The sequence below is a fragment of the Micromonospora sp. NPDC049004 genome (assembly GCF_040649315.1).
GTDB lineage: Bacteria > Actinomycetota > Actinomycetes > Mycobacteriales > Micromonosporaceae > Micromonospora.
Window position 1 is genome coordinate 69413 of the sequence record NZ_JBEZFG010000001.1, and the last position, 24981, is coordinate 94393.

14 protein-coding genes and 2 pseudogenes are annotated in these 24981 nt (G+C 65.6%); 11 read left to right on the forward strand and 5 right to left on the reverse strand.

The window, feature by feature from the left end:
* Window positions 1-157: 157 nt before the first annotated feature.
* The 4 genes and pseudogenes from AB0B97_RS00300 to AB0B97_RS00315 all read left to right on the forward strand — a co-directional run.
* Complete coding sequence (locus AB0B97_RS00300; RefSeq protein WP_357489326.1) at window positions 158-6571, forward strand: carboxypeptidase regulatory-like domain-containing protein; 6414 nt, start codon at window positions 158-160, stop codon at window positions 6569-6571.
* A 23-nt stretch (window positions 6572-6594) separates the two neighbouring features.
* On the forward strand, window positions 6595-12945 hold the full coding sequence (locus AB0B97_RS00305; protein ID WP_357489327.1) for an RHS repeat-associated core domain-containing protein: 6351 nt from the start codon (window positions 6595-6597) through the stop codon (window positions 12943-12945).
* Between the two features lie 57 nt (window positions 12946-13002).
* Window positions 13003-13902, forward strand: coding sequence for a hypothetical protein (locus AB0B97_RS00310; RefSeq protein ID WP_357489328.1), 900 nt, complete (start codon window positions 13003-13005; stop codon window positions 13900-13902).
* 172 nt (window positions 13903-14074) lie between these two features.
* Window positions 14075-14220 (forward strand): annotated as a pseudogene (locus tag AB0B97_RS00315) (IS5/IS1182 family transposase); the annotation flags it as partial.
* Between the two features lie 148 nt (window positions 14221-14368).
* Here the strand turns inward: AB0B97_RS00315 and AB0B97_RS00320 are convergent.
* Entirely contained in the window at window positions 14369-14563 is a 195-nt protein-coding gene (locus AB0B97_RS00320) for a hypothetical protein (RefSeq protein ID WP_357490634.1), read from the reverse strand.
* Here AB0B97_RS00320 and AB0B97_RS00325 point away from each other — a divergent pair.
* The 5 genes and pseudogenes from AB0B97_RS00325 to AB0B97_RS00345 all read left to right on the forward strand — a co-directional run.
* Window positions 14529-14660 (forward strand): annotated as a pseudogene (locus tag AB0B97_RS00325) (hypothetical protein); the annotation flags it as partial. The gene AB0B97_RS00320 and the pseudogene AB0B97_RS00325 sit on opposite strands and share 35 nt — an antisense overlap.
* Window positions 14661-14742: 82 nt before the next feature.
* Window positions 14743-15069, forward strand: coding sequence for a hypothetical protein (locus AB0B97_RS00330; RefSeq protein WP_357490636.1), 327 nt, complete (start codon window positions 14743-14745; stop codon window positions 15067-15069).
* Between the two features lie 96 nt (window positions 15070-15165).
* Entirely contained in the window at window positions 15166-15540 is a 375-nt protein-coding gene (locus AB0B97_RS00335) for a hypothetical protein (protein ID WP_357489329.1), read from the forward strand.
* Window positions 15541-15802: 262 nt separating this feature from the next.
* A complete protein-coding gene (locus tag AB0B97_RS00340) occupies window positions 15803-16327 on the forward strand; it encodes a hypothetical protein (RefSeq protein WP_357489330.1) in 525 nt (174 codons plus the stop codon).
* A 143-nt stretch (window positions 16328-16470) separates the two neighbouring features.
* Window positions 16471-16815, forward strand: a complete 345-nt coding sequence (locus AB0B97_RS00345; protein WP_357489331.1) for a hypothetical protein — start codon at window positions 16471-16473, stop codon at window positions 16813-16815.
* A gap of 1398 nt (window positions 16816-18213) precedes the next feature.
* Here the strand turns inward: AB0B97_RS00345 and AB0B97_RS00350 are convergent.
* The 3 genes from AB0B97_RS00350 to AB0B97_RS00360 all read right to left on the reverse strand — a co-directional run bounded on the left by AB0B97_RS00350 (window position 18214) and on the right by AB0B97_RS00360 (window position 21542).
* Window positions 18214-19431, reverse strand: a complete 1218-nt coding sequence (locus tag AB0B97_RS00350; RefSeq protein WP_357489332.1) for a tyrosine-type recombinase/integrase — start codon at window positions 19429-19431, stop codon at window positions 18214-18216.
* 4 nt (window positions 19432-19435) lie between these two features.
* Window positions 19436-19645, reverse strand: coding sequence for a helix-turn-helix domain-containing protein (locus AB0B97_RS00355; protein ID WP_357489333.1), 210 nt, complete (start codon window positions 19643-19645; stop codon window positions 19436-19438).
* Between the two features lie 1558 nt (window positions 19646-21203).
* Window positions 21204-21542 (reverse strand): carboxymuconolactone decarboxylase family protein, encoded by a 339-nt coding sequence (locus AB0B97_RS00360; protein ID WP_357490573.1) that lies wholly within the window; start codon window positions 21540-21542, stop codon window positions 21204-21206.
* A gap of 524 nt (window positions 21543-22066) precedes the next feature.
* On the opposite strand from AB0B97_RS00360, the gene AB0B97_RS00365 reads away from it, so the two are divergent.
* Entirely contained in the window at window positions 22067-22879 is an 813-nt protein-coding gene (locus tag AB0B97_RS00365; RefSeq protein WP_357489334.1) for an SDR family NAD(P)-dependent oxidoreductase, read from the forward strand.
* On the opposite strand, the gene AB0B97_RS00370 is transcribed toward AB0B97_RS00365, so the two are convergent.
* Window positions 22815-23690 (reverse strand): AfsR/SARP family transcriptional regulator, encoded by an 876-nt coding sequence (locus AB0B97_RS00370; RefSeq protein WP_357489335.1) that lies wholly within the window; start codon window positions 23688-23690, stop codon window positions 22815-22817. The two genes, AB0B97_RS00365 and AB0B97_RS00370, sit on opposite strands and share 65 nt — an antisense overlap.
* Window positions 23691-24277: 587 nt before the next feature.
* Here AB0B97_RS00370 and AB0B97_RS00375 point away from each other — a divergent pair.
* Complete coding sequence (locus tag AB0B97_RS00375) at window positions 24278-24964, forward strand: hemerythrin domain-containing protein (RefSeq protein WP_357489336.1); 687 nt, start codon at window positions 24278-24280, stop codon at window positions 24962-24964.
* Window positions 24965-24981: the final 17 nt, after the last annotated feature.

Here is a 24981-nt window from a genome sequence, read left to right on the forward strand (position 1 = left end):
GGCGAGTAACCATCGACTAACTCACATTCGTTGATCTACGGTTCAGGCCTCCCTAGGCTCCGTTCAGATTCGATCGTGTCTCGGGGGGAACAGCATGCGACGACGTCGAGGTTCCAGGCTGCCAACCAGAAGTAGGCTCTTCCTTGTCAGCGTTCTGGTGGTCAGCGGCGCGACGTTCGTGCCCGCACCGGGAGTCGCTGCCGTAGCCCCGCAGCCCGCTTGCCGCTCCGAGGCTCTCGATGAAGCTGCTGCCCACCGCGAAGCCACGACCTGCGGCAAGCCGGTGGAGATTCTCGCCGAACGCACCGAGGTGTCGCAGACCTGGGCGAACAGCGACGGCTCGCAGACTGTCGAGATCGGCGTCGAGCCGGTGCGCGTGCGCAAAGGCAGCAGCTGGGTGCCGGTTGACACCAGCCTCAAGGCCACCGCCGCCGGCATCGCGCCGCGCGCTTCGGCGCTGCCGATCTCCTTCTCGGCCGGCGGTACCGGCCCGCTCGCGATTCTGCGGGACGGCGCCAAGGAACTCGCCGTCTCGTTCCCGGGCACGCTGCCCAAGCCGGTGTTGGCCGGCGACACGGCGACCTACCGCGACGTGTACCCCGGCGTTGACCTCAAGGTCGTGGCACAGAGCGTCGGTTTCACGGAGGAGCTTGTCGTCCGTACCCGGCAAGCCACTCGCAACCCAAAGCTTGCCTCGCTCACGTTCGGCCTCGCGACCAAGGGTGTGAAGGTCGAGGCGGACGCGACCGGCGCGCTCAGTGCACGCGACGGTAAGGGCAAGGCGGTCTTCACATCGCCGACGCCGTTCATGTGGGACTCGTCGATCGACGGAGAAGCTGCCAAGTCGGCCCCTGAGGCACCGCAGACCAAAGTCGGTACTGACGCCCCGCGCAAGAAGGACGCACCCGAGCGGAAGGCCGTCAAGGAGCGCGCACGGCGTGCTCCGATGAAGGTGTCACTGGGTAGGTCGGACCTGACCATCGTGCCGGACCAGGGTTTGCTCACCGACCCCGATGCCGAGCTACCGATCCACATCGACCCGGCCTGGAGCGGCAGCGTCTCCGGTAGCAGTTGGACCTCGGTATGGAGCAAGCACAAGTCAAGCTCATTCTGGAAGAATTCCAGCGCGCTGACTGACGGCAAGAACTTCGGCTCCGCCGGGGTGGGCCGCACCGAAGACTGCTCCGGATGCAGCGACCACATCATCCGCTCCCTCTTCCGGATGGACATCTCGCAGGTCAAGGGCAAGCACATCCTCGACGCGAAGTTCCGCATCGAGCAGCGACACGCCTGGACATGCAGCCCCAAGTCGAACGCGAAACTCTGGCTCACCGGCGCGATCAGCGACAAGACCACCTGGAACAATCAGCCGACCTGGTACAGCTCGTACACTGCCACCACTGCGGCCAACCGCAAGGTTGGCGCCGTGCACGGCTGCTCGGGCCCGGGCAGTGACGAATTCCCGGTCACCTCCATGGTGGCGCACTCAAATGCGTCGACCACGATGACCGTCGGTCTCAAGGCGATCGATGAGGGTACCAAGAACCAGTGGAAGCGGTTTAACCACTCATCGCCAAAGCTAGCCATCACGTACAACACAAAGCCCGGCGCCCCTGGTGAGCGCAAGTCCGACGGTAAGGCCTGCGCCACTGGAGCATCCCGGCCGTACGTGCTGACAGCCTCTCCGATCCTCGCCGCCAAGCAAACCGACCCGGACACCAGCCAGCAAAACCTGACCACCTACTTCTACTGGTGGGCGGCAGGTGGCAGTGCCAATGAGACCAACAAAGTCTCGCAGGCGTCCGGCAACCCGTCCGCGGTCTCCAAGCCGATCCCGTCTGGCAAGCTCGCCGACAACACCGTCTACTACTGGAAGTCGCGCACCTACGACGGTACCGACTACAGCGACTGGTCCGGCAACTGCGAGTTCATCGCCGACCTCAATCCGCCCGCCCCGCCAACCTCGGTCGCATCGACCAGTTACCCGGCCGACGGGCCGTCGGTACCCGGTGCTGGCGGTGTCGGCTTGGGCGGCAGTTTCACCATCGGCGCACCCTCCAGCCGACCATCCGACATCGTGGCGTACGCGTATACCCTCGACTCGGGCGTGCAGGCGAGCGCGGCGCCGACAGTGGCTGCGAAGCCCGACTTCTCCGGCGAGATCCCCAACCTGATCCCGACGAAGGATGGCGTCAACACGCTACAGGTATGGAGCAAGGAGAAGTCCGGCCGATTCTCGGCCACCCCGGCCGTCTACAAGTTCAAGGTCAGGGGTGGAACAGGGCCCGCGGCGTCGTGGGACTTCGACGAGGCGAGCGGTGATGCCCTGGACGGTACAAGCCACGGCAACTCGCAAACCCTGGCCGGAAGCGCTACCCGCGTTGCCGGGCGCTCCGGCGTCGGTCAGGCGCTGTCGCTCAACGGCACCACGGATTACGCGTCCCAGACCGGTGCCGTGCACTTCCCGCACCCGGACACCGAGGTGACCACCAACGTCGCCACCAACTCCACCTTTACCGTCGCCGCCTGGGTGAAGCTCGCAGCCACCGGCGGTACCGCCCAGCGCTCGGCAATCTCGGCTAACGGGTCGCAGGCCTCCGCGTACACGCTCGGCTACTCGCCAACGGACAACAAATGGCGCTTCGCGATGGCTGGCTCCGATGTCGCCAATGCGACGCAGTTTCAGGCACTCTCCAACGCGGCACCGACGGCCGGCAAGTGGACTCACATCGCCGGCATTTTCGACGCGTCTACGAAGAAGCTGACCCTGTTCGTCAACGGCGTCGCGCAGACCACCACCGCCACGCTGATCGGCGGGTTCAACGCGACCAACGACGTGACGATCGGCCGGCGCAAGCTAAACGGCGTCGCCGACGGCTACTTCACCGGCCAGCTTGACGATGTCGCGGTCTACCCGTTCGCTGTGCCGACGGCGGACCTCGCACTGCTTACTGCGCCTTTGCCGCCGGCAGTGACGCTCCCGGACTCGACCGCACCCGCGGTCGGCAGAACGTCGACGGTGCGGATGAGTGCCGGCGGCGACACCAACGTCACCTCGTACAAGTACAGCTCGCCCTCGGCGATCCTTGACAAGACGGCGACACCAGCCGTCGCCGGCGCGACCGCTGACGGCTCGATCACCCCGACTGCGGCCGGCACCGCCATGGTGTACGCCAGGTCGGTCGGTGCCAACGGCGTGCTCAGTCAGATCGGTACGGCCCAGATCGAGGTGACCGGCGGCGGCACGCTCAGCGGCATGGTGCTCGACGACATCGATTTCCTGCCGGTGGCGGGCGCCACCGTGACGCTCACACCGGGACAGCGCACCACCACGACCGCCGCCGACGGCAGCTACACGTTCACCGACGTGCCCAACGGGCAGGTGACCGTCACGGCGACGGTCGGTGGCCGATGCGGCAAGCGTTTCACCATCACGCTTACCCTGAACGGCGACGCCTGGCAAGACTTGGTCGTCACCGACCCGACTGACGACCTTGGTTACACCTGTGACGAGGCCACCGGGACGTTCGTCGCGGGCGCTAATGTCGTCGTGCTCGCCGGCGATGACGCGGTCACCTCGGTCAACCTGCCATTCACGTTCCCCTTCTACGGCCATAGCTACCGCTCGGCTTGGCTGGACACCAATGGTGTGATCACTTTCACTGACCCAGGCGGATCGCGGCCCGGCGACGGTAAGTCGCTGCCCGGCACGGCGATGCCAGACGGTCTGGTCGCGCCGTTCTGGGATGACCTAGTGGTCGATTCCGCATCGAGCGTCAACTCCACCAGTACCGCGTCCTCCTTCGTCGTCGAATGGCGCAACGTGCTGCGCAAGGGCACCGCAAGTGAGCGGCTGTCCTTCGAGGCAGTGCTCACCCCTGACGGCAAGGTGACGTTCAACTACAGCGGGCTAGACAGCGACAACGAGCGCGGTGCGAAGGCTGTGGTCGGGATCGAGGCACCGAACGGCGCGGACGGCCTGACCTACTCGGCGAGCGAGGCCGTGCTGGTCACCGGCAGGACGGTAACGTTCGTGACGCCGATCGAGATGGACATCCCGTCCACCTACTCGCTGTCCGGCAAAGTCCTGAGCATGACCGGTACCGCAGTCTCCGGCGCGAAGGTGACACTCGATCCGCTTGGTTTGACGGTTACCAGTGCGACCGACGGGGCCTACCGGTTCGACGGGCTGACTGCGGACACCTACACGGTCTACTCGGCCCAGAACCAGAATTGCCCGCAGGTGGCCCAAGCGATCGTCGACTTGACCGCGAACACCGTCAGGGACCTGCAGCGGGCGCTCGACTACGGCGGCATGGGGTATGCCTGCGCCCAGGTGACCGGCACCTTCACCGCGGCGAACAACGTGGTGGCGGCACTGACTGGCGACGATGTTACGACCAAGGTCGCGTTCCCGTTCAGCTTCCCGTTCCACGGCCAGACCTACAGTTCGGCCACGGTCAGCACCAACGGATTCCTTACCTTCGATAGCGCACTCGGCACCGACACCTGGGCAAACCCGACGATGCCCACGCTGGCCGCGCCGAACGCCGTGGTCGCCCCATTCTGGGACGACCTAGAGATTGACTCCTCGGCAAGTGTGCGCACCGACACGATCGGCACCGCGCCCAACCGGAAGTTTGTCATCGAGTGGCGCAACGCCAAGTTCCGCCCGAGCGGCCCCGACCGGATCACGTTCGAGGCGGTGTTCAGCGAAACCACCGGTACGATCGCCTTCAATTACGGCACGCTGAGCAGCGAGCTTCAGCAGGGCGCCGCTGCGACCATCGGCATCGAGAACCTGTCTGGCACCGTCGCCACTTTGTTCTCCTTCCATGAGGCCGCGATCGACTCCGCCGGCACGATCACCTTTACCCCGAACACGCCAGGCGTCATCAGCGGCACTGCGACCGTGGCGGTGACCGGCGGACCCGCCGCGGGCCTGACCGTCAGCCTCAGCCCGAGCGGCCGGACGACGACCACCGACGCGAACGGCAACTACTCATTTGGTGATGTCCCGGTTGGCGAGTACACCGTGCAGGTGGCCACCGGCACCAGCCAGTGCGCCGGGCGGTACGCCCGAAACGTCGTCGATGTACCCGGCGGCCTGGCAGACGTGGACCTATCGGTGATGACCGACGGGGACGAGTTCGGCTACAAGTGCACCTCCGGCGCAACCACGTTCATCCCCGGCACGGTCACCGAGGACTGGACCGGCGATGAAACCACCTGGCAGAAGAACCCGCCGTTCCCGATCAAGTTGTATGGCGCGACCTACACCTCGGCCTGGATCAACTCCAATGGTGTCATCGCGTTCAAGGACCCGACGTACTTCGGTTGGATCGGTCCGGCGAACAATGAGTTGCCCACGCCGGGCGCCGAGGGATTGCCGGACGCCGCGGTCTACCCGTTCTGGGACGACCTGGGCGTGGATGCCGCTGCGAGCATCGCCACGGCGACGACCGGCACCGCACCTAACCGCAAGTGGGTAGTGGAGTTCCGCAACGTCTACCTGTACGCCGACAAGAACATCCGTCTCACCTTCGAGGCCATCTTCTCGGAGGATGGGAGGATCTCCTTCGCATACGGGTCAATCCCTTCCACGAATGCGATCGCACGGGGCAACAGCGCCACCGTCGGCATCGAAAACGGGAGCGGCACCCTCGGCTTCCAGTACCTGTTTAAGGAGGCGCTGCTCGGTACCGGACAGGGCGTGACGTTCGTGCCCAGTCAGCCTGGCGTCGGCGCCATCAAGGGCACGGTGACCTGCCAGGGCAGCCCGGTGAGCGGGGCCACTGTAAGCGCAGGTGGCATCACCGGCGCCACTGCGGCCGACGGCACGTACCGCCTGAATAACGTGCCGGCCGGGGACTACGCAGTCATCGCGACACAGACCGGCACTTGCACCGGATCTTCGGCCGGCCGGGCTACTGTCGGCACCAACACCGAGCCGGTAACCGACTTCGGGCTCGCTGCCACACCTGCGTTTAGCGGCTACACCGTCACCGAAGAACCCGTCGCGTGGAATCCCGCCAACACCACAGTTCTGCCGCTGACCGGCGACGAAGCGATCACCAAGGTCACCCTGCCTTTCCCGGTCATCCACTACGGCAAGACGTACACCTCGATGTGGGTGGACACCAACGGCTTGATTGCTTACACGGATCCGGGGACGCCATCGTCTGACGCTTGGCCGATTCCATCGCCCCGCAGCCCAGCGGAGCCGAACAACGCGGTCTACCCGTTCTGGCACGACTGGGTGGTCGACTCCTTGGCCAGCGTGCGGACCGCGACCCGCGGCACTGCCCCGAACCGGCAGTTCGTCGTCGAGTGGCGCAACGTGGCGTCCTACGAGGACCCGAACACCCGGGTGTCCTTCCAGCTGATCGCTGACGAGGCGGGCGGTTACCGGTTCGCCTACGACGACATCGACGGCACGTTCCTCGAGCTGGGTGGTGGCGCCACCATCGGCATAGAGAACGAAGACGGCACCGCCGCTATCCAGTACGCGTACCGAGCTCCCGTACTGCGACCTGGCCTCGGCCTGCGCCTCACCGCCCCGACCGCCTGATCCGGAAACTGAGGCTGATCCTGGTGAACCACCACGAGATCCTTGAATACCTGTGCTACGAACGGCGGCCTGGCCGGTTGCGGGCGGTGGTCGCGGCGGTACTCGCCACAGCGCTCTTGTTATCGATGTCGCAGCCGGTCCTGGCGGCCACGCCGAGGCCACCGTCCACCTCGACGGCCGCGTCGAAGCCGCCAGCCAAGCCGGTCGCCAGCGTGCCGGTCAAGGAGGTGAAGTCCACTCCGGCCACTGCTCCCCGGGGTGGCAAGCCCGCCTCCGCCCAACCGGCGCCAAGCTGGCCGGCGGCCGGTGCCGCGGAATTTGATCTGACCGGCACCGCCCTGCTCACCGCGAGAGCGGGCACCCTTCCGGTGACCGTCCGTCCGATCTCGGGTGCGAAGTTGGCTGCCGGGCCGAACAAGGTCAGGGTGTCCGTCTACGACCGGGCCGCAACCGATAAGGCCGGCGTGCGGGGCATTCTGCTCGATATACGCCGCACCGACGGCACGACCACCCCGGGCAGTGTCGACGTGAGCGTCGGCTACCAGTCATTCCGCACGGCCTACGGCGGGGACTGGGCCAACCGTCTGCGCCTGGTCAGCCTCCCGGCCTGCGCACTTATTACCCCCGGCAGGGCCGGCTGCATCGGCACTCCACTGCCCAGCAAGAACGATTCCCAGGCGGGAACGGTCAGCGCCACCGTCACGGCGAGCGCCGCCACCACGCTGGTCGCCCTCGATGCGGGCGCGTCCGGCAAGGCGGGCAGTTTCGCGGCCACCTCCTTGTCGGCCGCTTCGGCCTGGTCGGCCGGTGGCAACTCGGGCAACTTCTCGTGGGACTACCCGATGCACGTGCCGCCCTCGCTCGGCGGCCCGGCACCATCAATTGCGCTCTCCTACTCATCCCAGTCTGTGGACGGCCGGCACGCGGCCAGCAACAACCAGCCGTCCTGGGTCGGCGAAGGCTTCGAGGCGTGGCCCGGCTTCATCGAGCGGCGTTACCGCAGCTGTGCTGACGACATGGACGGTGATCACAACAACAACGACAAAGAGACCAACGACCTCTGCTGGGCCACCGACAACGCGACGCTGTCGTTGGCCGGTCATTCCGGCGAGTTGATCTACAACGCCACCGACAAGTACTGGCACCTACGCAACGACGATGGCACCAAGGTTGAGCGGCGTGTCGGCGCGGACAACGGTGACGACGACGGCGAGCACTGGCTGGTCACCACGCCGGAGGGACTCCAGTGGTGGTTTGGCCTGAACAAGCTGCCCGGGGCCGGATCGCAGCGCACCCAGTCCGCCTGGACGGTCCCGGTCTTCGGTAACGACCCGAACGACAAGTGCTACGCCGCCGAGTTCAAGGACTCGTGGTGTCAGCAGGGCTGGAGGTGGAACCTCGACTACATCGTTGACCTGCGGGGTAACACCGGCTCCTACTGGTACTCCACGGAGACCAACAAGTACGCCCGCAACTTCACCGACGCGGACGCCACTGACTACATCCGCGGTGGTCACCTGACCCGCATCAACTATGGCACCCGGCAGATCAGCGGCAAGGACAACATCTTCACAACCAGTTCCCCGCAGCAGATTACGATTGGCGTCGACAATCGGTGCCTGTCCTCCTGCTCGACGCACGACGCCGCGCACTGGCCGGACACCCCATGGGACCAGGAGTGCACCAAGTCACCCTGTACGCACTACCAACCGACTTTTTGGTCAGAAAAGCGGCTCTCTACGGTGACCACCCAGGTCCGCAACGGCAGCGGATACCGTGACGTGGAGCGCTGGACGCTCAGCCACTCCTTCCCAGACCCGGGGGACACGACGCGGGCCGGCATGTGGCTCGAGCGGATCTCGCACGTCGGCCTGGCCAAAGGCACCAGCACCAAGCCGGACCTCGAGCCCATGCCGGACGTCGAGCTCAGTTGGGTTCAGCTGAGCAACCGGGTCGACACCATCGACCACTCACCGGCGATGAACTGGATGCGTCTAACCAAGATCCGCACCGAGGCCGGTGGCACGATCAACGTGACCTACTCCGACCCTGAGTGCGTCGCCGGCAGCAAGGTACCGACCGAGCCGTCGGCGAACACGCTTCGGTGCTACCCGGTGCGTTGGACTCCAGAAGGGCTCAAGGACCCGATCACCGACTACTTCCACAAGTACGTCGTGAAGACCGTCTACGAAATCGATCAGACCGGCGGAGTGCCGCCCAATGGCAGCCCCCGGGTCGTGCACAACTACACCTACGAGGACCCCGCCTGGCACTACGACGACGACGACGGACTGATCGACCCGAAGGACAAGACCTGGTCCGACTGGCGTGGCTACCGTGCCGTCACCGTAGTCGACGGTGACGCGGGCGAGCAGAGCTCGACCACGACCCGATACTTCCAAGGCATGCACGGCGACAAGTTGCCCTCCGGTAAACGGACCGTCACCATCACCGGGGCCGGAGTGCCGACGGTCAACGACGAGGACGCGTTCTCGGGCACCGTCCGGGACACCATCGTCAACAACGGGCCAGGCGGGGCCGAGGTCTCCCGCACGGTGGTCGAGCCGTGGCAGTCGGCGGTGACCGCCGCCCGCACCATCAACAACGACACCGTCGAGGCCCGTTTCGTCAGCATTCTGGCGACCTACAATCGGGTCGCGCTCGACGGCGGCCGAGGGACGCGGGTCAGCGGCTACCGCAACGTCTTCGACAGCCGTGGCATGGTCGTAGCCGTGGATGACGCCGGTGATCTTGGAGTAACCGGTGACGAGTCGTGCACGAAGACCAGTTTCGAGCCGCGCAACACCGATGGCTGGCTGCTGAACGCGTACAACCGGAAGCAGACGTTCGCGGTGACGTGCGCCCAGGCGGCCAACCCATCGTCGCTGTCCGAGAGTCAAGTAATCACCGACGAGCGGGTCAGCTTTGACGGGCACGCCTTCGGTGCCGTGCCGACCGTCGGCGCGATCACCAAGACGGAACGGATGTCCGCCTGGAACAACGGTTCACCCAGCTATGTGCAGATGTCCCGGGCCGACTACGACGAGCACGGCCGGATCCGGCATCAGTACGACCCGTACGACAAGGTGACCACCACCGACTACCTGCCGGTCACCGACGGTCCCGTCACGCAGACGAGCGTGACGAACTCACTTGACCACGTCGCCGTGGCAACCGTCGACCCTGCCTGGGGCCAGCCGCTCAGCCAGCTCGACCCGAACCTCAAGCGCACCGACTTCGAGTACGACGGCCTCGGCCGCACCGTCAAGGTCTGGCAGCCCGGCCGGGACAAGAACACGCAGACCGCATCGATCGTCTACTCGTACCAGATGCGCACGGACGCGGTGAACGTCGTATCGACGGCGTCGCTAAACGTCAACGGCGACTACGTCACCACCTACGCGATGTACGACGGTCTACTGCGTGCCCGGCAGACACAGGCGCCGTCACCGTCAGGCGGCCGGCTGCTGACCGACACCTTCTACGACACCGCAGGCCGAAAGGTCAAGGACTACGACCGCTACTACAACAACGGTGAGCCGGGGACGGCACTGGTCACCGCTACGGACCGGACCTATCCACCGAACCAGACCCGGGTGGTCTATGACGGGGCCGGCCGTGGTGTCGCCACCATCTTCCAGCCCTACAACAAGGAGAAGTGGCGCACGACCATCGCGTACGGCGGCGACCACACCGACGTCACACCGCCCCTCGGCGGTACCGCCAACTCGACCTACACCGACGCGCAAGGGCGTGACCGCAGCGTCCGGCAGTACAAGGGTGGCACGCCTACCGGCGCGTACGAGCAGACGACGTTCCACTATGACAGCAAGGGCCAGCAAGACCTGATCACCGACAACCTGGGCAATGAGTGGAAGTACACCTACGACTTGCTCGGCCGGAGAATTTCCAGCATTGACCCGGACCGGGGCGAGACCAAGTCGACCTATGACAACGCCGATCGTCTGCTGACAACGACGGACCAACGCGGCAAGGTACTTGCGTACCAGTACGACGTCCTCGGCCGCAAGATCGGGCTGTACGACGACAAGATCCAGGCGCAGGCCCGGGCCCGGTGGACATACGACACGGTGGCCAAGGGGCAGCTCACCCAGAGCGTCCGCTACTCCGGAACAGCCGCCTACACGATCAAGATCACCGGCTACAGCGACCGGTATCAGCCGACCGGGCAGGACATCACCATCCCGGGCACCGAGACCGGGCTCAATGATACCTACCATTTCGACACGACGTACGGCATCGACGGCACGGTGCTCTCTTCCAGCTACCCGGACAAGGGCGGCCTGTCCGCCGAGACGGTCAGCTTCAAGTACGACGAGACGCTGGGCCTGGGAAATCGCATGACGACCGTCTACGGCGCGAGCGAGTTCAGCTACGTGGCGGACACCGACTACAACGCACTCGGGCAGGTCGACAAGTACGACTTCTACACCGGCCTCTACTCGAAAACCGGCAGCCACGTCCGCCAGACGTTCAGCCGAGAGCTGGAGACGGGCCGGCTAACGGGGATCCGCACCGACCGCGAGCTCGTATCTCCGTACACCGTCTCTGATGTGCAGTACTCCTACAACGCGATAGGTGACGTCACGCAGGTCAAGGACGTGGCGGCTGCAGGCAGCACAGACACCCAATGCCTGACGTACGACTACCTGCGCCGGATGAGCCAGGCCTGGACACCGGGTAGCAACGACTGCCAGACCGCGCCGAGTACGAGCACGCTCGGCGGCCCCGCGAAATATTGGCTGTCCTGGGAGTACGACACTGTCGGCAACCGGACTAAGGAGACTGACCAGAGCACCGCCGGGGCCACCCGGACGACCGACTACAAGTACCCGGCCGCCAAGGCGGCGCAGCCGCATGCCCTTCAGTCCACGACGACTACGGTCGGCGCCGGGGCCGCTACGACGGCTGCCTACGCCTACAACCAAACCGGTGAGATGACGACCCGGCCGAGCGGCGGTGGCGCGCAGACGATGGACTGGGACAGCGAGGGGCGACTGACCAGCAGCACCGACACCGCGGGTACCACCACATACCTATACGACGCCCAGGGCAACCGACTAATCAGCCGGGACTCGAAGGGCAAGACACTCTACTTGCCGAACATGGAGATCCGCTTCACGGCGGCTACCTCCGCCCGTACGGCCACCCGCTACTATTCGTTCGCCGGCAATCTAATTGCTTCGCGCGTGGCGGCCGGTTTTACCTGGCTGACAGCTGACGCGAAGGGCACGAGCCAGGTGGCGATCAACCCGGCCAGCCACGTTGCTCAGGTGCGCCGGCAGACCCCGTTCGGCAGCTCACGAGGAGCCGCCATCACTTGGCCGAACGGCAAGGGATTCATCGGTGGCGACGCCGACGCTACCGGACTTACCCATCTCGGTTCGCGCGAATATGATCCCACCGTCGGTCGATTCATCTCGGTTGACCCGATTCAAGACATGAAAGATCCGCAGCAGTGGAACGGCTACACCTACTCGAACAGCAGCCCGGTAACCTTTTCCGACCCCTCCGGCACCCGAATTCCCCCGGAAGACTGCCCGAATCGCGACTGCAGCGTCCCCGCCGCACCGACTCCGTCGACCCCGCCCCCGCCAGTTGGAGGCGACCCCGAAGCCTCGGCACGCCTGGCGGAAGAGCTCGGGGAGAGCACGATCGGTAAGGGTCGCACCTCGGCACATGACACGGCTATCGCGCTGCGGGTGCTAGACCTGCAACGGCAGTTCGAAGGCCGTGCCTGGATCACCACGAACCTGGGCAATTCCGCCGGGGCGGACTTGGTCTGTTGGAACTGTGCCGCACTCGAAAGCGGTGGCGCGAAGCAAGAAGTCTGGGTTTGGGAGATTAAGGCCGAGAAGCAGAGCGCGAGCACGGCCAATAAGAGCATGGAGCACGGAAAAGAATGGGCTAGGAACCACGTCCTGCGTGGCCGAACCGCCGCCGGCCCCAAGGATGTGGTGGCAGGACCGCCGTTCCCCACCTCAAGCTCCGGTGTTAATAATCAGAAGGTTAGCCAAGTGGTGACCGTCTACTCCGATCCCGGCTCGACCAAGGAGAAAGCGACCGGCATCGAATACTACCGCTCCAATGACTATAAAGAGAAGGTTCCGCGAGGCCACCAGCTGCGGCAGAACACCGAAGACGCTTTCGACGCGGTTGACGACTCGGACCGGGACACCGAACGCCACATCACGAAGGCGCAGGACACCGGTGTCCGGGAGGACCCGGTGGCGAGCTGGGGCATCGCCGGTGGTATTGGTCTTGCCGTGGCCTTCGGTGGCTGGGCGGTCGTTGGTGGTGGAGCGGCTGGGGCGGTGGTCCTGACGCAGGCGGACTTCGCACTCGTCGGCTGACAGGCGGCGGGAGAGACAGGAGTGGGCATGACTGGTAGGCGGCGTGAGGATTGCACGGTGATGGTGACGGTGCCAGTGAGTCCGGACCGCGAGCGTGCGGTCAGGGCGATGCGGCGCTGGTTCGAGCTGTGCCCGCCACGACTGCATGGCGCGTTCGGCGCCGCCGTGCGCGCGATGCCGAAGGCCGACCTCGACCCGCCCGTGTCGCCTCCCGGCACAGTGCACAACTCGGTTAGCACCGCGGTGTTCGATGACCTGTATCGGGAGCCCCGCGAGTGGATGGAGACCTACTCGCCGGGGTCGTGGGACGAGCTGCTGCGTCGCCTCGGCGAGGTCCCGGACGCGGCATCCTTCGAGGCGCGGACCAGGGACGAGCAGGGACGGTTATACAAACCGAGTTTCCTCGTGAGTGCGGTCAGCGACGAGGGCTACATCGATCTCGTCAGCACCATCGACGACGCGGTGGCCAATGATCCCGGCGGCGAGCGAGCGATCCTTGCGACCGTCCGCGATGTGGCGGACCTGGCTGCCCCGGTGGCGGTCGCCGTCGCAGTACGAGGTTCGCTGACGGATACGCCGCTGGAGGTGGCGCTTAGCCGTTCCTCGGCTGACTACCGCAAGCGTCCCGGCGAGGTGCTGCGCAACTACGGTTGGCTGACCGTGGTCAGCGACGAGATGGCCGAGCGCGTCGGCGGTGCTGATCGGCTTCGCGCGTCTGGCGCGTTCGTGGAGGTGGAGCCGCTCGCTGCTGGCGGCTGGTGGCTACTGGCGACGAAGACTTGGGACGAGTACGGCCCGGAGCAGGCGAACCGCCTCTTCGAGCTCCTCGCGCCGGTGCTGCCGCCGGGCCGGCCGGAGATGACGCAGTGGCGGTTCCCAGCGGTCGGGGAGCCAGCGGTTCCGGTCACCCTGCCAAACGTGGTGGCCGAGCGAGACCCACGGGAAATTGCCGGCTGAGTCCGTACAATCGAATGTTTCGAAGGCTTGGCCGGCGAGAACCTGCGCGATCGTCTAGAGCGGCGGCGCGGTCCCCAGTGTGAGCTGGGAATCCTGCGCAGGACCACAGCCATTCCCACGTCTCGTAGCCCCGGCGTCTGTCCCGCCGAGGACGACTATCGGTGATGTCTGCGTGCAGGTGATCTGCGCCGTCCGTCAGGAGTGGATCTTCCCGATCGCTGGGCTGCAGCCCGCCCAGCTCCGCCGGCTGGTCCGCTTGGTCGCCGATCGGGGGACTCGATAGCCGACGGGCGATCGGGCCATCAGTGGACACTCGACCAGCGCCAGCCCGACCAGCCCGTCGATCAACGCCTCCAGATGCGGCCCGATCAGGCCCGCGCACAGCTCCGAACCAGCCAGCAACACCGGGTCCAGTACGGCAGCCGCCGTTCGCGATCTTCGGTCGACCTGGTGTTTTTGGTGGTCTTTAGGAGTTCGCTGCCTGGAGGATGGCGGTGAGGCCGTCGATGGTTTGCTGCGCCTCGACCTGGTCGGTCTCGATCGTCCATCCTTGATGCCAGGGTTCGCCGGGACCGGCCACGAAGTGCAGTGCTTCGAGCGCGGACGTGGCAAGGTCGGGCACTGGCGTGGGCAGACTCATTGCGCTTGGTTCGTCGGACACTTGCGTAAGGCGGTGCCAGGTAGGGGTGTTCCTCGCCTACGCCATTCAGGACGGCCAAAGCTTGATCGACCGGCGGGTCTACCTGCCGGTGTCGTGGACCGACGACCGCGATCGGTGTCGGGCCGCTGCAGTGCCCGACGACGTGGAGTTCGCCACGCGGTTCCGAGCTGGCAGCCGACATGCTCACCGCGGCCCTGGACGCGGGGGTGTCGGTGCGGTGGGCCGCCGCGGACGAGGCCTACGGCAACGGCAGTGTCTTCCGCGCCCACCTGCGAGAACACGCCCTCGGCTACGTCCTCGCGGTGTCCCGCAGCCACCTGATCCCACTCGACGGCGGCAAGACCCGCGTCCGCGCTGACCAAGTCGCCGCCGAACTACCCGACTCGGCGTGGCACCGCCGCAGCGCCGGCGCCGGATCGAAGGGTCCACGCTTATACGACTGGCCTGGCTCGACGACGTGTGCACCGACGCAGACCCCAACGACGGTGGCCGGCACAGCCTCCTGATCCGCCGCAACAGCACCACCAGCGAGTTGGCCGCTACGGCCTGCCGACCCCACGCCCAGCAACACCCGCCCAACTCGTCCGAGTCGCCGGCATCCGGTGGACCGTCGAAGAGAGCTTCCAGGCCGCAAGAGCCAGGTCGGTCTGGACCAGCACCAGGTCCGCCGCTGGGACTCCTGGCACCGCTTCACCATCCTCGCCCTCGCAGCTCTCGCCGTCCTGGCGATCTGCGCCGCCGACACCGCGGCCCATGAGACCGCCGCCCCCACCGACAGCAGCTTGATCAGGCTGACCGTCAACGAGATCCACCGTCTGATCAACACCAGCATCATCCGCCCGAACAGCGACCTCACCCACCGTTACCACTGGTCACAGTGGCGACGACATCACCATGCCCGAGCCCGACGATCCCACTACACGCGCCGCTCAACCTCGAACGACAACAGTGATCACGAACGGCGGCTGCCGTACTAATCCTGACCCAGGGCGTAAGCATAGAAGAATAGACCCACGGCAAAGGGTATTGCGAAAATCATCGCATTCTTGAATGTGTAGTCATTTGCAAGAACAACGTTGCCGGCGTAGCCTAACGCCGCACCGACTAGCAGGACACCGAGTTCCGATATCCTTCTGGACCGCTTCGATTCTCCGACGCCTAGCGCTTCTGCTGCCAATCGCACGTGATGGGCGGACACGTCATCCGCACTGTTTGAAGGGAGACAAGCTTGCCTGTGGCTTGACAGCGGTTGACGCGGTGCCAGGTGGCAAGATTGCCCATGGGATCGGTGCAATCGGGTCGGCGCTAGTCACGGCCCGGGGGCTTGCCAAGTATGCTGACGACGCTTCCGCCGGCCGTGGCGCCTGGAATCTGCCGTTCAGGGAGCGGGGCTATCGACTTGAGGGCCAGATTATCGATGAGATGGGCCTGAAAGGTTTGCCCACATCTAATAATCCGACGATCGACGCCTTTGATGCTGCAACCGGCACTGCGACTAGTATCAAGACCAAGGCTCTGCATGAAGCCTTCTACAATGGTAAGGCACTTCAGGGTGAGCTTCGTCGAGACATTCGGAAGCTTGAAAAATACGAAGGCAAAACTTACGGCGATATTTCAATCGCGAAAGGCGACATTAAGCATAGGCAGCTGATCGTCGGTATTCCGTCGGGTACGGTCTCGAGTGAGCAGTACGCGGCGATGGTAGATGTCTACCATTACGGTATGCAGCGCGGGGTTGAGGTCCTTTATGTTATCGTGAAATAGACTTCCGCGAGCAGAGGCGCTTAAGGGTGCTCACGGAGCGGAGCGTGCGCGGCCCCGTAGTGGGGCGGCGCACGCTCCGCTCCGTGAGCACTGGCTGTGCGGTATCCTGTCTCCTGGATCTATGATTTGCCGTTGGAGGTAACATGGCCTACGAACTGCACATCACACGAGCTGACGAATATTTCGACAGTGAAGAGCATCCGATTACGTTCGAGGAGTGGCTCCAGTATGCTGATGCAAACCCTGCGTTGACAATTGGCGGCCGGCTCAACTCGGGGGTCGGTCTGCAGCCCATTTATGAGTTCACCTGCTCTAACGGCGACGTGGTTTCAATGACATGGTTCGAGGGTGCTATTGAGATCAAGGGTCATTTCGAGGGCATTGCTTTCCGCGAGTTTGGCGATATAGTCGGAGATTTGCAGGCGAATCTTCTAGGTGACGACGGCGAGCGGTACACCGCGAGCGGTGTGCAACCCCCACTGCGCTAGCAGGTGCTTCGCAGTTGCTGATCGGTTGTGCTATAGGTGGGACTTTGTTTGCGGCTGGGGGGCATGCCTGCAAAGCGTTAGGTGCTGAAGAACCTCACCATTGCTCTCCAATGTCGACCACGATGCCTGTTCGACGCCGAACACGCAGATCATCGCGTGGTGGTAGCGCGTAGGGCGGCCTGGCATGCGACTGGTGGAGCCTATACCTACGGATGGTTCCCAAGGTTGTGAGGCGTCAGCACTGCCGCCGCCTGTGGTTCGGGGTTGCAGTCGGAGAGGTGTTCGCTGGCGTCCGTCACAGGCGGTGGAGGCCCTTCCTCCGCTGGCGGATGACTCGCCACTGTGCTTGGTCGCCGTAGGTCATCAGGGCATGCGGGCGTCGCCCACGACGTGCACGTCGGCATATGCGTCGGGAAGGGTGATGCCGCAGGCGCCGCCAACGCTGACGTTTTCCTTGTCGAAGTGGTCGGGTGCAACGGGCAAGTAGGAATGGCTCGTCTTGGTCGTCCTGCGACGCCTCAATCTCTTCCGCGAAGTACTCGCGGATGTCGTTGTCCCGGTAGCGAAAACCTGCTAACTCGCGCACGAGCGGGTCGGCCGCTCCCGAGCTGGGCCACTGGCGCGTTCCGACCAGTCACACGTCGCCCACGATGCGGATCCACGAGGACAGCGCCATTGGGAGTGGGCCGAGACGCTGTTCCAGCCAGTGAAGGTGCGTTCGGCCTTGGGGCCGGGTGGCGCGTGTGGCTCGGTCGGAGTCTGGTCGTCGTCGCTTTGGTGGAATCGGTAGCCCTGCTGGTGTAGGCGCGCGACCAGTGTTTCGATGTTGTCCCGGGCTCGACGGGCCATCTCATCGCACGCCGCCTGCGCGTCTGGGGCGGAGGCTGACTCACGGACTCGGCTGCCGAGCCGCCGTATCTCATGCCAAACCCGACTTTGTTCGCCGGCGACATAGCGGTTCACCCAGTCCAGGACACCGAGCGCCCAGACTCGCGGGACCCATTCGCTCTGCCGCTCGAAGGTTGGAGCCGCTGACGGTCGCGCGAGGCAAGAGCTCGTCGGGACAGCCTGGCATGGAAAGCGCTTGACGGTCCGCGGTAACGAACCCGGTAACCGAGGGGATCGCAACGGGCGGATGAGGCGGTATGCCACCGGCACGGAGCGGCATAAGCGGGCGTCGTGCTTGTCCGTTCTAAGGACGTTTCAACCTATCCTGGCAGGGCGTGACAGAATCGTTGTAAAACTGGGGGTCAAGGGGTCGTCGGTTCGAATCCGGCCGTCCCGACAGACAAAAAGCCCTGACCAGCGGAAATGCTGGTCAGGGCTTTAAGTTTGTCTATGGGATTTTGAACCGCCCCCCGAAAACCCCCCGTTTACCGGGGTCGGCAACCAGGTTCGTCATCCCTGTGCATCGTTGGGCAAGGCGGCTGGGGGATCTTGCCGCGTCCCGTGGTCGGTGCCGAGTCGCTCAAGGATGTCCGAGACGTCCGGGGCTTGGGCGGGCTTGGCGATGTAGTACGTGGCGGTGACCTCCTCGCTGGAGTGCCCGAGCTGTGCTGCGGCGCTTTTCGTGTCGGTCTCTTCCTTGATGAGGGTGGCTACGGTCTTGCGGAAGGTGTGGGGGGTGACCCAGGCCAGGTCGGTGTCGGCGCGAGCCTCGCGCCACTGACGGCGGACGTTGTTGGGTGACAGCCAGGTGCCGCGTCGGGAGGCGAAGATCGCGTCGTGGGGGTTGTCGGCGGCGACGAGCTTGCGGGCCATGATCATGCCGACGGCGAACCGGGGCAGCACGACCATCCGCCAGCCGGCGTCGCTCTTGGTCCAGGGTTGGCGGAAGAAGCCCTGGCCTTTGACGAAGACGAGCGTGCCGCAGATTGTCAGGGTGGGGCGTTCGGCGGCGAGGTCGAGGTCCTCCCATCGCAGGGCAAGGATCTCGCCGATGCGGGCGCCGGTGGCGAGCATCAGGTCGACGATATCCGCCAGATCGCCGCTGTGCCGTGGTCCAGGCTTGCCGGGGGTCGGTCGTTGCCAGTCGCTGATCGCCATCCGGACGGCTTGGAGATTTTCGTCGGTGAGGGCGACGACCGTGCGGCGGGGTTTACGGAGCCGGCCGGTGTCGCGGACGGGGTTGGTGGGGATCGCGCCGTGGCGTACGGCCAGAGCGAACATCTGGCTCAGGACGACTTTCGCGCCTTTGGCTGCCGAGGGCCGGTCCTTCGCGATGTCGCGCAGGAACCGATCCAGGCGCCCGACGCTGGCTTCCCGGATCCGGAGGTTGCCCAGGGCAGGCAGGATCGCGTTGCGAGTACTGGTCTCGTATCGCTGGATGGTTTGTGGTGCGATCCGCTCTTCGGTGGTGATCTCTTCGATCCACAGGTCGGCGAGTCTGCTGACGCGAGTCTCCCGGGTGATCTCGTCGTCGTTCGGGGTGGTGCGGTCACGTAGCTTGACCTTCAGCGCCCGTTCGGCGGCCGGGCCGGTGGTACCGGTGGCCTCAATGTCGCGGGTCTTGCCGTCGTAGTCGCGGAACCGAGCTCGCGCGCGGAACCGATTGGGTTCCAGCTTTTGAATGCGGATCTTGCCCCAGGTGCCGATGGGTAGTTCAGGTCGGGCCATGGGGTCAGCGCTCCGCGTCGGTGTGTTCGTCGAGCCAGCGTTCGACTTCGCTGCGCTGGTAGCGCAGGGTGTTGCCGACGCGGATGGCGCGGGGTCCCTTGCCTCGGCTGTGCCAGGCGTAGAGGGTGTTCTTGGGCTTGCCCAGCCAGGCGGCGACGTCGTCGATGGTCAGAAGGGGATCTGGCCGCCATTCCGGGGCGGCTGAGCCGTTCATCGCCGGCCCAACGTGTTGGTGGAGCCGGGCAGTCGGCGTCGCGTGGCGCGGCCGGCAGGTTGCCGGCGACCGGTTCCATCTAACAACGCGGTTTGGGGGTGGGGCGGGCATGGATCTGTCCTTTCAGGATTCAAGCCTGTCCGAATTCGGAAATCAACGGCACTGTCGCTGCCATGCACGGTCGAGGGATTTCCTGACTGTGGAGGCTTATCCACCCGTGCCGTTCGTACGGTGTCAAGCCTCCCGTTGATTCTTGAGCAGGTTGCAGGGTGTATTTGCTTGCCCTGTTCGAAATCGATGCAGATTCGGAGATTTTGAAGCGTTTCCACTTTGGAGCCTTTCGGTGAGGGGTGCGGTGCCGGTGTTCGTCCTGGTAGCGGTGCTGGCGAGCGGGGTTTCGTATGTCTGCCAGCGCTGCCGAGCCGGAGGATCCGGCGATCGGCGTGCTTGCCGGTCTGCTCGTCCACACGCGGGCGGGCCGGCCGACTCGAAGGCCGGCGGCGCATGAGTTACTCGGAGTGCATTCGGTCTTTGCTCGGTTAGCCACCACAGTGGCTGACCTGGATGGTTGGGACTGCTGATGTTCTGCGGAGCTTGCCGAAGACTGAAAAGGAGAGTGCCGGCTGAGCCTTTCGCTCAACCGGCACGCTCGCCTGCTGCTCTACGTATCGCTGTTATGGGCGTGGCGTTTCACCTACTTGCGGCTCGTCAGGGTGTCAGGATCCCTCTGGCCGTTTGTTGACTCTGGCGGATTGCTGCCTGCGTTGCCGTGACGCAGTTGGGTTAAGAAGGCTCAGACGGGCGATGGGTCATGTTCGAGATCTGCTGCTCACCGACTATGACGGGGTGATCGATGCGATTGCCGTCGTCGTCCTCGGCGGCGTAGGTGGGATGGCGCCGGCCGAGGAGCTCCAGCTGCCCGGGCGGTCGGTGAGGTGGCGCAGCGCTGTTCCGAGAGCCCTTCGTTCCCGCGGAGTGCTCCGCGGTTCTGCCTCGTGTTCGATGATGTTCTATGTTGCCTGCCAGGGAAGTGTGTGCAGGTCAGGGTGGTAAGGAGTCGTTGGTTGGCCTGGCCTTGCAGTTGAGAGCAGATTGGGTGCAGGTTGGCGAAGTGGTCTGCGCGCCCGAAGTGCTCACCGACGCCGGACGGAGACACGAGGGCTTTGACCTGTGGTGATGCGGTGGAGTGGTGCGGTTTGACCTCCCAGTAGGGGTCGAAGTGGTCAGGTTGCTGCTCCCGTGATGGCTGGCGCCAGCCGGCGTCTCGGTTCGCATAAGGTCACGTCTGTAGATGTGCTGCAGACCGATGTGGAGCGTTGCGGGTAGCTTGCTGGAGTCCGCCGCGGTTCCGTCATTCGAGACACCGATCCCATGCGCAACCTCCTGAGCTGGTACTTCAGGCTGGAGACATCTTCGGCGGCTCCGAAGGCGTCAGCGCTGGCTCGGCAAAGGCGGTAGAGCCGGCTGATGTCCAATTGCCTGATACCGCTGTCGCCCGAGCCCCGCGATGCTCGGCGCTATCAGCTGTGTCGGCAACGCGTGAGCGACGACGGCGAGGTCAGTCGGCCGGGGTGGGGTTTGCCGGGACAGGGCGCAGGTTGCGCTCTGCGAAGACCTTCTTGGCGACGAGCGTGGCGTTGACGGCCCGCGGCACGCCGCAGTAGACCACCGCCTGCAGCAGCGCCTCGACTATCTCCGACGGCGTCAGGCCCGCGTTGAGTGCCCCGTTGACGTGTACTTCTAGCTGGGCCCCGGCATCACCGAGGCCGGTCAGAATGCCGAGGGTGAGCAGCTCCCGGTCCCGGCGCGCGAGCTGGGGCCGGACGTAGAGATCGCCGTAGGACCAGGCGACAGAGCGACGGCTGAGCTCGGGTGAGACGTCGGCGAGGGCTTTCAGGAGTCTCTGCGCGGCGCCGCCGTCGGCCTATTGCAGCGCCTCAATACCCCGCTCGTACTGCTCGTCTCCAGCCATGGTCACGCCCTACCTCTGCCAATCGTCCTGTCGGCTGGACCGGCGGGTACCCATTGCCGTGCCGGACAAACGGTTCGCGTCCCGCGCATCAACCGATAGGGGCGTGGCCGGTGAGATCAAGGAGAGGTCCTCCAAGCTGCGCTGCCGACCCAGGACGCCGCCCGAGACGAGGCCACGCGCTCACCTCAGCCTGCGCGGCGTCGCGATGGCACCTCGAAGCACGAGGCCGGCCCGGCCCAGGGCCTCAGGCGCTGATCAAGTTGATCCTGCTCGCTGACGGCTGCCGGCGGTGTCGTGCCGATATTTGGGGAGCAGGGTGGGGAGCAGACGGATGCACTGAACCGCATGAACAGCGCCTAACCGCACCGAACCCTCTGACCTGCGGTGGGCTTCCAACCGATTCCCAACCGTCGTGCCGGGGTCAAGCCGAAAACGACGGAAGGAACGGCATGCGCAACATTCTTTTCACCGGCTCGGTGGACGGCATTGGCCTGCGAACCGCGGCCCAACTCGTCGCCGGGGGGCATCAGGTGGTCCTGCACGCCCGCAACGAGGAGCGGGCGGCGGTCGCCAAGACGGCGCTCCCGGCGGCGGCTGGGATTGCGGTCGGCGATCTGCGCTCGATCGAGGAAACCGTCGTGCTCGCCAGGTCACTGGCCGCGCACGGACGCTTCGACACCATCGTGCACAACGCTGGGATCGCCCGGCTGGACGCCTTGGAGCGGGAGCTGACCGGGGATGGGCTGGAGTCCACCTTTCAGGTCAACGTTCTCGCGCCGTACCTGCTGACGGCGTTGCTTCCCCAGCCGGAGCGTCTCGTGTTCGTGTCGTCGGCGATGGCCACGGACGGTGTGGTTGACCTCGCCGACCTGCAGTACGACACCCGCCCGTGGAATGGGGTCGAGGTGTACTCCAGTTCGAAGCTGCTGAACCTGATGCTCGCGTTCGCCGTCGCCCGTCGATGGCCCGGAACCTTGAGCAACGCGGTCGACCCCGGCTGGGTGCGCACCAAGATGGGCGGCGACGCTGCGCCGACGAGCCCCGACGAGGCCGCGCGGGGCCAGGTGCGCCTTGCCGTAGGCACCGAAGCCGACGTCCTGGTCAGTGGACACTATTTCAGTCAACGCGACTGGCGGCCGTCCCTCTCCAGCATGGACCCGGGACTGCTGGACGATCTGCTCACGCGCTGCGGTGAGCTCACCGGCGTCCAACTGCCTGAGGAGGCGTCCGCTGCGCGTTCGCGCCAGCACCTTGACCGTTGATCTTCGCTGCTGGCCGCGGAGCGAGCGTCTGGTCCAAGATGTCGCGGTGCAGCTCGGCGAGCTCCGGTCCGGGCTCGACACCGAGTTCGTCTATCAGTCGGTTCCGCACCTCGCGCAGCATCGTCAGCGCGTCCCCTCGACGGCCCGCCCGGTACAACGCCTGCGCTAACAGCGCCCAACCCCGCTCCCGCAGCGGGTGTTCGATGAGGAACGCCCGGAGCTGCGCAATGGCCGTATCGTTGGCGCCCAACTCGACCAGGGCGGCCAGGCGGTGTTCCAGCGCACCGGTCCGCAGCTCCTGGAGCCGATGCGACTCCGCGACTACGAACTCGTGGTCCGCGCAGTCGGCGTACGCCCATCCCCGCCAGAGTGCGAGCGCCACGTCGAACCGGACCAGCGCGGATCGCGCCGCACCGGTGGTCAGCAGGTCCCGGCCCTGGGCCGCCGCCCTGCTGAATTGATCGACGTCGAGCGTGCGTGACCCCAACCGCAACGCGTACCCGGCGCCATCCCGAACGAGCACCCGCCCGGGCTGACGTGGCGCCCGGTCGGGCTCAAGCGTCCGACGCAGCACGGACAAGTAGCCCTGCGCGGTGATCCGGGCACTCGGTGGCGGGTCGTGCGGCCACAGACAATCGACCAGTGCATCGATCGACACGAACCGGCCGTTGGCGATGACCAATCGGCACAACACCGTACGCGGCGCCGGGCCGCCGACGGCGACGGCCCGGCCGTAGTGCCGCACGACTGTCGGCCCGAGCACCCCAACTGTCAGGCCCGCCGGGACAACGGAGTCACCGAAAACGCTCACGACAGCGGCCCGTCGTGCCTGCTTTTCATAGATGGTCCTTTCTCGGGCGCGCTGCGGCTGCGGGACGAGTTGCGACATTCATGAGGCCGGGCCGGAGTTGACGGACCCTTAACGCCGGCCTGGCGGGCTGGTGGGGGCGGTCCGACAGGTCGACCGGGAAGGGTCGGATAGTGGACCTTCGAGCCGGCGGCGGCCCACTGGGGGTCGTAGCGTGACGATGACCGGTAAACCGTTCCAGCGTTCCAGTTCGGCGTCGGCGGCCAGTTGCGCGTCGATGCTGCGTCGCAGTTCGGCAAGGTTGGTCTCCAGACCGATATTGGGCAGGTTTCGGACTGGGCCGTCACAGTGTGGCCAGGTGGAAGATCTCCTCGCCCGCCAGTGCCCTTGATCAAGTCTCGGACCCGACTGCCGGGGCCCATTCCGCCAGGCGCGCGCCCGCCAAGTCGGCACCAAGTGCTCGCCAGGCGCCGTGCCCGAGAGTGGAGAAGCACGAGAGCGAGTCGGCCGTCCGTAGCCGGCACCGGGGCGGCCCGCCAATGGCCGGCCCCATCCCGAACAGGCCGCCAGTGGGGCGGCCGGAGGAAACCATGGCCACCACAACCCCCCACCTCGAGCCGAACCTCATCGGCTTCCGGATCAACCACCGCACCATGCGATCCGACACTCGCCGGCTGGCCGAGTTGCTCGACCGCGTGGCTGCTGGGCAGCTCGCGTACGACCGTCGCCGGGCGACGGCCCTGCGGACGTATCTGCGGCTGCTCTGTGACGGCATCCATCACCACCACAAGATGGAGGACGAGGTCCTCTGGCCGGTGCTGCAGCGTTCGGCGGGTGCGGAGATCGACCTGCGGGAGCTCAGTGACGACCACGCCGCACTCGAACCGGTCCTGGACGAGGTACGGGTGGCGGCGGACGAGCTGGTGGCCGCGTTCGCCTCGGGCTCGTCAGAAGTGGGCCGGGCACGCACCGTCGCGGGGCGTCTCGCCGGGGCCCTGGCTCAGCTGCGCGATGTCCTCGACGAGCACATCGAGGAGGAGGAGCGGTTGATCTTCCCGGTAATCCGGCGCTACGTCAGCGTGGCCGACTGGAACATCGTGGAGCGAGCGGTCCGCAAAGGCGGTGCGCTGCGCTTCGAACTGCCCAGGATCGAGCGGTACGCCCTCCCGGAGGAGCTGGAGGAGCTGAGAAAGATCGCCGGACCGGTGCTGCGCCTGATGCTCGTGGCGCTGCGACCGGGTTTCCGCCGCCGGGAGGCGACGGTCTTCGGCGGGTGACACCGGCCGAGCGGCGG

Excerpts from the sequence above, each read along its gene's own strand:
- AB0B97_RS00330 (WP_357490636.1), top strand. The coding sequence starts at position 14,743 with ATGCTCACCGCGGCCCTGGACGCGGGGGTGTCGGTGCGGTGGGCCGCC.
- AB0B97_RS00365 (WP_357489334.1), top strand. The coding sequence starts at position 22,067 with ATGCGCAACATTCTTTTCACCGGCTCGGTGGACGGCATTGGCCTGCGA.
- AB0B97_RS00355 (WP_357489333.1), bottom strand. The coding sequence starts at position 19,645 with ATGAACGGCTCAGCCGCCCCGGAATGGCGGCCAGATCCCCTTCTGACC.
- AB0B97_RS00375 (WP_357489336.1), top strand. The coding sequence starts at position 24,278 with ATGGCCACCACAACCCCCCACCTCGAGCCGAACCTCATCGGCTTCCGG.
- AB0B97_RS00350 (WP_357489332.1), bottom strand. The coding sequence starts at position 19,431 with ATGGCCCGACCTGAACTACCCATCGGCACCTGGGGCAAGATCCGCATT.
- AB0B97_RS00345 (WP_357489331.1), top strand. The coding sequence starts at position 16,471 with ATGGCCTACGAACTGCACATCACACGAGCTGACGAATATTTCGACAGT.